Source organism: Streptomyces sp. ISL-66 (assembly GCF_018614135.1).
GTDB lineage: Bacteria > Actinomycetota > Actinomycetes > Streptomycetales > Streptomycetaceae > Streptomyces.
Genome location: NZ_JAGGOW010000221.1, coordinates 1 through 9,506 on the forward strand (window position 1 = coordinate 1; position 9,506 = coordinate 9,506).

At 73.5% G+C, this 9,506-nt stretch carries 9 protein-coding genes and 2 pseudogenes; 4 read left to right on the plus strand and 7 right to left on the minus strand.

Annotated features, from left to right (window positions below):
- Together J7E97_RS33775 and J7E97_RS33780 are read right to left on the minus strand one after the other, a co-directional pair.
- Positions 1-791, minus strand: a pseudogene (locus tag J7E97_RS33775) (serine/threonine-protein kinase); the annotation flags it as partial.
- A 27-nt stretch (positions 792-818) separates the two neighbouring features.
- Positions 819-1,727, minus strand: a complete 909-nt coding sequence (locus tag J7E97_RS33780) for an oxygenase MpaB family protein (protein WP_215035194.1) — start codon at positions 1,725-1,727, stop codon at positions 819-821.
- A 393-nt stretch (positions 1,728-2,120) separates the two neighbouring features.
- Between J7E97_RS33780 and J7E97_RS33785 the strand changes: the two genes are divergently transcribed.
- Positions 2,121-2,831 carry an SDR family oxidoreductase gene (locus J7E97_RS33785; protein WP_308346929.1) on the plus strand — a complete coding sequence of 237 codons (711 nt, stop codon included), beginning with the start codon at positions 2,121-2,123 and terminating at the stop codon, positions 2,829-2,831.
- 22 nt (positions 2,832-2,853) lie between these two features.
- Here the strand turns inward: J7E97_RS33785 and J7E97_RS33790 are convergent, their stop codons facing one another.
- Entirely contained in the window at positions 2,854-4,044 is a 1,191-nt protein-coding gene (locus tag J7E97_RS33790) for an acyl-CoA dehydrogenase family protein (protein ID WP_215035197.1), read from the minus strand.
- A 240-nt stretch (positions 4,045-4,284) separates the two neighbouring features.
- Between J7E97_RS33790 and J7E97_RS33795 the strand changes: the two genes are divergently transcribed.
- Positions 4,285-4,590 (plus strand): antibiotic biosynthesis monooxygenase, encoded by a 306-nt coding sequence (locus tag J7E97_RS33795; protein ID WP_215035199.1) that lies wholly within the window; start codon positions 4,285-4,287, stop codon positions 4,588-4,590.
- Between the two features lie 100 nt (positions 4,591-4,690).
- Here the strand turns inward: J7E97_RS33795 and J7E97_RS33800 are convergent, their stop codons facing one another.
- The 3 genes from J7E97_RS33800 to J7E97_RS33810 are packed head-to-tail and all read right to left on the minus strand — an operon-like array spanning position 4,691 to position 6,978.
- On the minus strand, positions 4,691-5,212 hold the full coding sequence (locus J7E97_RS33800) for a hypothetical protein (protein WP_215035201.1): 522 nt from the start codon (positions 5,210-5,212) through the stop codon (positions 4,691-4,693).
- 30 nt (positions 5,213-5,242) lie between these two features.
- The gene (locus tag J7E97_RS33805) at positions 5,243-6,079 is read right to left on the minus strand and encodes a class II fructose-bisphosphate aldolase (RefSeq protein ID WP_215035203.1); all 837 of its coding nucleotides are present in this window, start codon (positions 6,077-6,079) and stop codon (positions 5,243-5,245) included.
- Entirely contained in the window at positions 6,076-6,978 is a 903-nt protein-coding gene (locus J7E97_RS33810) for an SIS domain-containing protein (RefSeq protein WP_215035205.1), read from the minus strand. The genes J7E97_RS33805 and J7E97_RS33810 overlap by 4 nt, the downstream gene beginning before the upstream one ends.
- A gap of 253 nt (positions 6,979-7,231) precedes the next feature.
- On the opposite strand from J7E97_RS33810, the gene J7E97_RS33815 reads away from it, so the two are divergent.
- Positions 7,232-8,011 carry a DeoR/GlpR family DNA-binding transcription regulator gene (locus J7E97_RS33815; RefSeq protein ID WP_215035207.1) on the plus strand — a complete coding sequence of 260 codons (780 nt, stop codon included), beginning with the start codon at positions 7,232-7,234 and terminating at the stop codon, positions 8,009-8,011.
- Positions 8,012-8,125: 114 nt separating this feature from the next.
- Positions 8,126-8,524: pseudogene (locus J7E97_RS33820) on the plus strand (MBL fold metallo-hydrolase); the annotation flags it as partial.
- Between the two features lie 21 nt (positions 8,525-8,545).
- Here J7E97_RS33820 and J7E97_RS33825 read toward each other — a convergent pair.
- The gene (locus J7E97_RS33825; protein WP_215035212.1) at positions 8,546-9,460 is read right to left on the minus strand and encodes a LysR family transcriptional regulator; all 915 of its coding nucleotides are present in this window, start codon (positions 9,458-9,460) and stop codon (positions 8,546-8,548) included.
- Positions 9,461-9,506 lie beyond the last annotated feature (46 nt).

Here is a 9,506-nt window from a genome sequence, read left to right on the forward strand (position 1 = left end):
CAGGTGGCGGGCGTCGCCCGGCCGGTCCTCGGGCCGCTTCGCGAGCAGGTCGAGGACCAGCCGCTCGAAGTAGCCGGGCAGCTCGGGCCGGTGCTCGCGCGGCGGCACCGGCTCGGTGTCCCGGTGGCCGACCAGGACGGACCAGGAGTCGCCGAGGTCGAAGGGCGGGGCGCCGGTGGCGATCTCGTAGAGGACGCAGCCGAGCGAGTAGAGGTCACTGCGGTGGTCGACCTCGCCGCCCGCGATCTGCTCGGGCGACATGTAGTGCGGGGTACCCATGGCCATGGCGCCGCCGGTCAGCTTCGCGGTGAAGCCGATGTCGGCGGCGAGGCGGGCGATGCCGAAGTCGNNGGCTTGAGGTCGCGGTGGACGACGCCCTGGTCGTGCGTGTAGCCGAGGGCGGCCGCCATCTGCTCGGCGACGTCGACGACCACGTCCACGGGCAGCGGGCGGGCCTCGTTGTCCTCCAGGAGCTGGCTGAGGTTACGGCCTTCGAGCAGCTCCATGACCAGGTAGAGGGGTCCGCCCGCGGCACTGTCGTCGCCGAAGTCGTGGACGACGGTGACGCCCCGGTGCTGGAGGGACGCGGCGACGCGCGCCTCGCGGCGGAAGCGCTCGCGCAGCACCTGGGTGAGGTGGGCGTCCTGCTCGGGCCCGATGGGCCTGAGGCACTTCACGGCCACGTGGCGGCCGAGCGATTCGTCCCGGGCCCGCCACACCTCGCCCATGCCGCCGCGGCCGATCAGGTCGAGCGAGCGGTACCGGCCTTGGATCAGTCTGGACTCCGCCATGTCTTGAAGTCGCCCCCGTGTGTCGTGCTACGCCCTCCCCGGCCCGTCCAGTATGGACGCTGATGTACGCAGTGTGTACGGGGAGGGACGGCTCCCGGGGCCCATGCGGCGCATCGCTCTCAAGATGTGACCTGGAGGCAACTGCCAGCGCAGACCTGCGGGAATGCTGCGCAGCAGGCTACCGGTGAGACGCAGGCGCCGGGTGACGCGGCGCGGGTCCGGTGGGGGGCGGCCGTACAGCCGGTGCGCGTAGGCCGGGAGTGATCCGTAGGCGAGGGCGGCGAGCGGGCGCCACACGAGGTTTCGGCCAGGGACGAGGAGCGGGTGGACGGGCGGGCCGCACAGGAAGGCGTCGACGGCATGGGCGTCGGGGCCGGCGGCGAGCTCGGGGCGGACCCGCTCGAAGTAGGCGGCGAGGGCCGCCGTGTCGGCCGGCACCCCGGACGGGTCGAGCCCGACGAGCCGGGCGTTGACGATGTTCTCGGCCACGTAGCGGTCGGCCTGTGCGGGGCTGAGCGGGATCCCCGAGCGGCGCAGGACGTGCAGGAAGCTGTCTATCTGCGCGCAGTGGATCCACAGGAGCAGCTCGGGGTCGTCGATGGGGAAGCGCGCGCCGGTGGCCGGATCCGTCGCGGACAGCATGCGGTGGATCTTGCGGACCCGGGCGCCGGCCCGTTCGGCGGCCTCGGTGGTGCCGTAGGTGAGCGTGCCGACGAAGTCGGCGGTGCGCAGCAGGCGGCCCCAGGCGTCTCCCGGGCCCCGCTCGCCGCTGAACGCGGAGCTGTTCTCCATGACCCCGCGGACGGCGCGCGGGTGCAGGGCCTGGAGGTAGAGCGCGCGGACCCCGGCGATCCACATCATCGGGTCGCCGTGGCACTGCCAGGTGACCGAGCCGGGACCGTAGAGCCCGGGATCGGGTCCACCACTCTCACCCATACCCGCTCCCGGTGCCCATGCCCATGCCCGCTCTCCTTCCCGCGTTTCCCCCGCCGCTCGCGGGGCGCGTCGGCCCGCCTGCCCGCCGCACTTCCAGCATTCCACCCGGCGACCGCCCGTACGCGCCCCTAAGATTCCCCATCGGCGGACCGCACCCGCTTCCCCTCGGGACGAGGAGGCACGGCCATGCGCACGGGACGAACCGACGGACAGGAAGCCGGGCAGGGCGCCGGGGAGGGTGCCGGGCAGGCAGCCGGACAGGACGCCATGGAAGGCGCCCGGCAGGACGACGGGGAGGGCGCCGGACTGGACGTCGGGCAGGACGCCGCGGAAGGCGCCGGAACGGACGCCGGACGGGGCGCCGCACCGCTTGACGGACAGCTCGAAGGCCGGGTGGCCGTGATCACGGGCGGCTCGTCCGGCATCGGCCTGGCGACGGCCCACCGCTTCGTACGGGAAGGGGCCCGCGTCTTCATCACCGGCCGACGGGCGGACGAACTCGCGGCGGCGGCCCGGGAACTGGGTGACCGCGCCGTCGCCGTGTGCGGTGACGCCTCCCTGGTCGAGGATCTGGACCGGCTCTTCGCGGTCGTGGCGGAGGCGGGCCGTCCCGTCGACGTGCTGGTGGCCAACGCCGGCGGCGGACCGGCGGGCGGCTTCGCCGAGTTCACGCAGGAGCAGTTCGACGCGACCTCGGACCTGAACTTCCGGGGCTCGTTCTTCACCGTCCAACGGGCCCTGCCGCTGCTGCGGGACGGCGCCTCGGTCATCCTGCTCGGCTCGGCCGCCGGATCCTCGGCGTCCACGCGGTTCGGCGTGTACGCCGCCACGAAGGCGGCCGTACGGTCGCTCGCGCGCAGCCTCGCGCTGGAGCTCGCCGGGCGCTCGATCAGGGTCAACACCCTCAGCCCGGGACCGATCCGAACCCCCGCCCTGGACCGGGCGCCGGCCGCCGTCCGCGAGCGGGCGACCGCCGGCGTACCGCTCGGCCGGGCCGGCCGGCCCGAGGAGGTGGCCGCGGCGGCCCTCTTCCTCGCCTCGCGGGAGAGCAGTTTCATCACCGGCATCGAACTCTTCGTGGACGGCGGCGCGGCCCAGGTATGACCGGCCCCGGAGGCCCCTCGGGTCAGCGGCGGACGCGGGGCATGCCCAGGCCGATCCACGAGATGATCTCGCGCTGGATCTCGTTGTTGCCGCCGCCGAAGGTGAAGATCACCGCGCTGCGGTAGCCGCGTTCCAGTTCGCCGTGCAAGACGGCGCCCGCGGAGCCGTCCTTGAGGGAGCCGGCCGCGCCGACCACCTCCATCAGCCAGGCGTACGCGTCCCGGCGCGCCTCGGAGCCGTAGACCTTGACGGCCGAGGCGTCCTGCGGGGTGAGGGTGCCGTCCTGGACGGCGTTGACCATCTGCCAGTTCAGCAGCTTCATCGCGTCGAGCCGGGCGTGGGTGCGGGCGAGGCGGCCGCGGACCCAGGTGAGGTCGATGACGCGGCGGCCGTCGGCGAGCTTGGTGTCGGCGGCCCAGCGCTGGACGTCGTGGAGGGCGCGGATGGCCATGGTGCCGTGGGCGGCGAGAGTGACGCGCTCGTGGTTGAGCTGGTTGGTGATCAGGCGCCAGCCCTTGTTCTCCTGGCCGACGCGGCGGCTCGCGGGGACGCGGATGTCCTCGTAGTAGCTGGCGGTGGTGTCGTGCGAGGCGAGGGTGTTGATGAGGGTGCAGGAGTAGCCGGGGTCGCTGGTGGGGACCAGGAGCATGGTGATGCCCTTGTGGGCAGGGGCGTCGGGGTCGGTGCGGACGGCGAGCCAGACCCAGTCGGCGGTGTCGCCGTTGGTCGTCCAGATCTTCTGGCCGTTGACCACGTAGGTCCCGGTCTCCTCGTCGCCCTCGCGGACGGCCTTGCACTTGAGGGCGGCGAGGTCGGTGCCGGCGTCGGGCTCGCTGTAGCCGATGGCGAAGTCGATCTCGCCGGCGAGGATCTTGGGGAGGAAGTACGCCTTCTGCTCGTCCGTGCCGAACTGCATGATGGTCGGCCCGACGGTGTTGAGCGCCATCAGTGGGAGCGGTACGACGGCCTGCGCGGCCTCGTCGAAGAAGATGAACTGGTCCATGGGCGACATCCCGCGCCCGCCGTACTCCTCGGGCCAGCCGACCCCGAGCCAGCCGTCGGCGCCCAGCCGGCGGATGGTCTCCCGGTAGAAGCGCTTCTGCTCGGCAGGATCCTCGTACCGGGCGTAGACGTCCTCGGGGATCAGCTCGGCGAAGTAGGAGCGCAGCTCGGTGCGCAACTGCTGCTGCTCAGGCGTGTATTCGAGGTGCACGGCCCCTCCGGGTCTCTCGTGGCTGACCGGCTCGCGGGCGTCTCCACTCCATCGCCGGTGCGGGGGCAGACTAGAACCTGTTCCAAGAATCCGGAAGGGGCGGCGGAGGACCAGCGAGAGACCGGCAAGGGGGCAGCGAGGGTCCGGCGAGGGGGCAGCCAGGATCGACGTCGGGCGGGAGGGGCCTCGCGGCGATTCCCCCCGACCCCGGGCGGATCGGGGCCCGTTAGGATGCGCTCCATGATCTTGGAAAGTGCGCTGCTCGACGTCCGGGCCGGCCTGGAGGACGAGTTCCTCGCCGCGTTCACGAAGGCCAGGCCCCTCATCTCGGTACAGAAGGGCTTCCGCTCGCTGGAGCTGCGGCGCTGCCTGGACGAGGGGCGCGGATCGCGCTTCCTGCTCCAGGTGGAGTGGGAGACGCTGGCCGACCACACCGAGGGCTTCCGCCGCTCGGCCGAGTACGAGCGGTGGCGGGGGCTGCTGCACCGCTTCTACGAGCCGTTCCCCGAGGTCGAGCACTACGGGGAGCCGGTACTGACGGCGTAACCGGGTCTCAGGACCGCCTTCGCCCCCGGTTGACCCCCACGACCCCGTTGACCCGTTTACCGTTGACCCCCACGACCCCCCACGACCCCCGTGACCGCTCTCAGCCGACGCTGAGCAGGTCGAAGTACATCAGGTCGCGCTGCGGGTCGAAGCAGACCTCGCTCCCGCCCGGGCCCTCCGTGTCCGTCTCGGCCACGAGCTTGTCGAAGTGGGCACTGCGCAGCCACTGCGCGTCGGTCGGCAGGTAGGGCTTCAGCCGGTCCGGCAGGGCCTTCGGCGTGGCCGTGAAGAAGGTGGCGCCGCCATCCATGGCCTTGACGGCGCCTCCCGTGCGGAGCCGGGCGACGCCGACGACGCGGATGCGGTGATCGGGACTCGGAACGGTGAGCCGGTCACCCCGGTCGTCGATGTCGTAGGCCTGCCAGTGCGCTTCGGCGAGCTCGCCCGTGTACTCGGCGAACCGCTCGTTCAGCGGCTCCAGGCTGGTGTGGATCTCGTGCCGCGGGTCCTCGTCGCCCGTCAGCGCGGACGCGACGCCGAATCCCGTGCCGGCGAGGACCAGCGGGGCCCCCAGCATCAGGAGAAGTCGCCGCCTGCTGGTGCGGCCCCGCCGTACGCCCATCAAGTCCCCCCGGACACTCACACCGCGCGCTCAGTTCAAGGCGCTGATCATAGCCACCACCGTCGCCGTCATAGCCGTCCGGGCGGCCGTCAGGTACGGGCGCGGATCCGCCGGGGTCAGATGGGCCCGGATGGCCTCGGTCATCGCCACGTTGAGCGCGGTGCCGATGTTGACCTTGCGGATGCCCCCCGCGACCGCCGCCGCGAGTTCCCCGTCCGGCAGGCCGGAGGAGCCGTGCAGGACCAGCGGCACGTCCACCGTCTTGGCGAGGCGGGCGAGCAGCGCGTGGTCCAGGGCGGCGGTCCGGCTGGTCATGGCGTGGCTGCTGCCGATGGCCACCGCCAGCGAGTCCACCCCCGAGTCGGCGACGAACCGCCGCGCCTCGTCCGGGTCGGTACGGGCACCCGGCGCGTGCGGGTCCAGGGGCGCGGCCCCGTTCTTCCCGCCGACCTCGCCCAACTCGGCCTCGATCCAGAGCCCGTTGACGTGGGCCCAGTCGGCGGCGGAGCGGGTGGCGTCCAGGTTCTCGGCGTAGGACAGGTGCGCGGCGTCGTACATCACCGAGCTGAATCCCGCGTCCACGGCCTGCCGCAGCAGGTCGGAGCTCTTGACGTGGTCCAGGTGCAGGCCGACCGGCACCCCGGCGGCCTCGGCGACGGCGAGGGCGGCGCGGGCGATGGGCAGCAGCTGTCCGCCGCGGAACTTGACGGCGTTTTCGCTGAGTTGGAGGACCACGGGCAGTCCGGCCGACTCGGCGCCCGCGACGACCGCTTCGGCGTGTTCCAGCGTGATGATGTTGAAGGCGGCGACGGCGCGGCCCCGGGCGGCCGCCTGCTGGACGAGGGCGCCCGCGGAGACGAGGCTCATCGGACCGCCTCCTCGCCCGCGGTGAGGATCACCGAGCGGGTCAGGTTGCGCGGCGCGTCCGGGTCCAGGCCCTGGTGCGAGGCGACGGCGACGGCCAGCCGGTGTACGCGGACCAGCTCGGCGAGCGGGTCGAGGTGCCCGGCCACCCACTGGGCCCCGGTCCCCCGGACCTGGTCGGCGAGCCCCTCGGGTGCCTCGCCGAGGGACCAGGTGGCGGTGCCGGGCGCGGAGACGCTGATCGGCCCGTGCCGGTATTCCATCGCCGGGTAGGACTCGGCCCAGGCCAGGGCGGCTTCGCGCATCTTCAGCGCGGCCTCGTTGGCGAGTCCGACGCTCCAGCCGCGGCCGAGGAAGGTGAACTGCCCCCGGGTCTCCAGCTCCGCGGGGAGCGGCTCGGCGAGGGCGGCGCGCGCGTCGGCCACGACGGAGGGGGTGTGCAGGCCGACGTGGGCGCGCAGCAGGGTGAGGGCGGTGGTGGCGAACCGGGTCTGGACGACGGAGCGCTCGTCGGCGAAGTCCAGGACGACGAGCGCGTCCGCCAGGGTGATCACGGGGGTGGCCGGGTCGCCGATGACGGCGGTCGTGGGCGTGCCCGCGTCCCGCAGGCCGGCAAGCAGGTCGAGCACCTCGGTGGTGGTCCCGGACCTGGTCAGCGCGATGACCCGGTCGTAGCGCCGGTGGCGGGGGAACTCCGACGCGGGGAACGCGTCGGTTTCGCCCTGCCCGGCCTCCTCCCGCAACACGGCGGCCGCCTGGGCCATGTAGTACGAGGTCCCGCAGCCGACGATCGCGGTACGCTCCCCCGGCCGCGGCAGCACCGCCCGGTGTTCCGGGGCCAGTTCGGCGGCCCGTTCCCAGCATGCGGGCTGCGTGCCCAGCTCGTACGCGACATGGCTCATGGCGGCTCCCTAGCGCGGTGCGTGCACCCTCAATGCGTGTTCTTGCAAGATAGTGGGCTCTTTCACGCAACTTCAAGCATCTCGGGGATGATCTCCTGCGTTAAGGTCAACGCACGGGCCGACGCGTAGGCCAAGTGAGCACATCGAAGCGAACGGTCGAGCGACGATCGAAGCCCAGACCGGAGCCCAGACCGGAGCCGAGACCGAAGCGACGACCGAGCGAAGACCGAAGCGAAGACCGAAGGGGCGGCGGATGACCCGCAAGGAACGCTGGCAGACACTGCTGGACCTGCTGGTGGAGCGGGGCGAGCTCGAGGTGGAGCCCGCCGCGGAGGCCCTCGGCGTGTCCGCCGCCACGATCCGCCGCGACCTCGACCAGCTCGCCGAACAGCAGCTGCTGGTGCGCACCCGCGGCGGAGCCGTCCTGCACGGGGTCTCGTACGAACTCCCCCTGCGCTACCGCACCTCGCGCCGGGCCGCCGAGAAGGGCCGCATCAGCGAGACGGTCGCCGCCCTGATCGTCCCGGGCGAGGTCATCGGCCTCACCGGCGGCACCACGACCACCGAGGTGGCGCGGGCGCTGGCCGCCCGGCCCGACCTGGCCACCGGCTCCCCCGCCCTCACCGTGGTCACCAACGCGCTCAACATCGCGGGCGAACTGGTCATCAGGCCGCAGTTCAAGATCGTGCTGACGGGCGGCGTGGCCCGGCCCCAGTCCTACGAGCTCACCGGCCCTCTGGCGATGGAGGTGCTCGGCCAGCTCTCCGTGGACACCGCCGTCCTCGGCGTGGACGCCTTCGATCCGGCCGACGGCGCCGCCACCCGCCACGAGGACGAGGCGGCCATGAACCGGCTGCTGTGCGAGCGGGCCCGCCGCGTGGTGATCGCGGCCGACTCCAGCAAGCTGGGTGTCCGCGCCTTCGCCCGCATCGTCGCCACCGACGCCGTGGACGTCCTGGTGACGGACACCGGGCTGGCCCCCTCGGTCGCCGAGGAGTTCGAGTCGGCGGGCGTGGAGGTCATCCGCGTCTAGTGCCGCGTCAGGCAANNCCTGACGCGGCACTAGCGAGTGACGCTGTGGCCGGGAAGTTCGCCGGGCGCGCCGCGACCCCGGCGGGCCTGTCCGGGCACCGGATGCGCCGTGGCCCTGTACGACGGCCACCACGCGCGGATCGGCGGCCTCGGCCTCACCAGCCGGGCGGTGTCCCACGGCGTACCGGCCTTCGCCCTGCGTGCCGAGTCCGGGGGCGCGTCGCTGGTGTACTCCGGTGACACGGCGCCCTGTCCGGCCCTGACCCGCTTCGCCGAGGACTGCTCGCTCCTGCTGTGCGAGGCCGACAGCGCGGCGCACCCGGCCGGCGCCGAACCCGTGCACCACACCCCCGAGGAGGCCGGCGACACCGCGAGCGCCGCCCGGGCCCGGCGGCTCGTCGTCACGCACGTCGGCCGGGACCTGGCCCCGGCCGAGGCCGTGTCCCGCGCCGCCGCCCGCTACCACGGCCCCGTGGACCACGCCGCGCCCGGCGCCGTCTTCGCGATCGGGTAGGTCTCCGGACGCGGCACCGGGTCAGTGCTCCGGAAGACGGTCCGCCTCTCGGGTCAGGGCCGCCAGGACCGGGGCGATCAGTGGGTGCGCCTCGGCGCCGCGCCGGGTGGCGGCGAAGACGCGGCGGGTGGGCGCCGGGCCGGACACCGGACGGACCCGGACCTCCTTGAGGTCCATGCCGCGCAGCGCCGACCGCGGTACGAGGGCCACTCCGGCGCTGGCGCCGACCAGGGCCACCACGGCCCGGAAGTCGTCGGAGGAGTGCACCAACCGCGGCTGGAACCCTGCCAGTTCACAGGCGAGGAGCATCACGTCATGGCAGGGGTTGCCGGGGTACTGGCCCACCCAGTCCGCATCGGAGAGGTCAGCCAGGGACACCTCCGGCAGGTCGCCGAGCCGGTGCCCGGCCGGTAGGACCGCGTCGAACGGCTCGGCGTAGAGCGGGAGCACGGACAGTCGGCCGTCGTCGGCGCCCGGGGCGCCCCGGTACTCGACGGCCAGCGCCACGTCCGCCTCCCCGTCGAGCAGGAGCAGCAGGCTCTGGTCGCCCTCCGCGTCGCGTACGCGCAGCCGGATCCCGGGGTGGTCCGCGGCGAGCCGGGTGATGGCCGGGGCCAGTACCTCGGCGATGCCGGTGGCGAAGGCGGCCACGGTGACCTCGCCCGCGGAGCCGCCCGCGTAGGCGGCGAGTTCCGCTTCCGCCCGCTCCAGCTGTGCGAGCACCTCGTGGGCGTGGCCGAGCAGGATCTCCCCGGCCGCGGTGAGCCGTACGCCCCGGCCGCTGCGGGTCAGCAGCGCGTGCCCCGTCTCCTGCTCCAGCGCCGCGAGCTGCTGGGAGACGGCGGAGGGGGTGAGGTAGAGGGCTGCGGCCGCGGCGGTCACCGTACGGTGGTCCGCCACGGCCCGCAGGATGCGCAGCCGGCGGGGGTCGATCACCTCGCCATTCTCGCAGGCCGGGCGGGTGCGTCCGCCCGCGCGGCCG

Coding starts and splice junctions, on each gene's coding strand:
- J7E97_RS33815 (WP_215035207.1), top strand. CDS start 7,232: ATGACCCGCAAGGAACGCTGGCAGACACTGCTGGACCTGCTGGTGGAG.
- J7E97_RS33800 (WP_215035201.1), bottom strand. CDS start 5,212: ATGGGCGTACGGCGGGGCCGCACCAGCAGGCGGCGACTTCTCCTGATG.
- J7E97_RS33805 (WP_215035203.1), bottom strand. CDS start 6,079: ATGAGCCTCGTCTCCGCGGGCGCCCTCGTCCAGCAGGCGGCCGCCCGG.
- J7E97_RS33795 (WP_215035199.1), top strand. CDS start 4,285: ATGATCTTGGAAAGTGCGCTGCTCGACGTCCGGGCCGGCCTGGAGGAC.
- J7E97_RS33810 (WP_215035205.1), bottom strand. CDS start 6,978: ATGAGCCATGTCGCGTACGAGCTGGGCACGCAGCCCGCATGCTGGGAA.
- J7E97_RS33780 (WP_215035194.1), bottom strand. CDS start 1,727: ATGGGTGAGAGTGGTGGACCCGATCCCGGGCTCTACGGTCCCGGCTCG.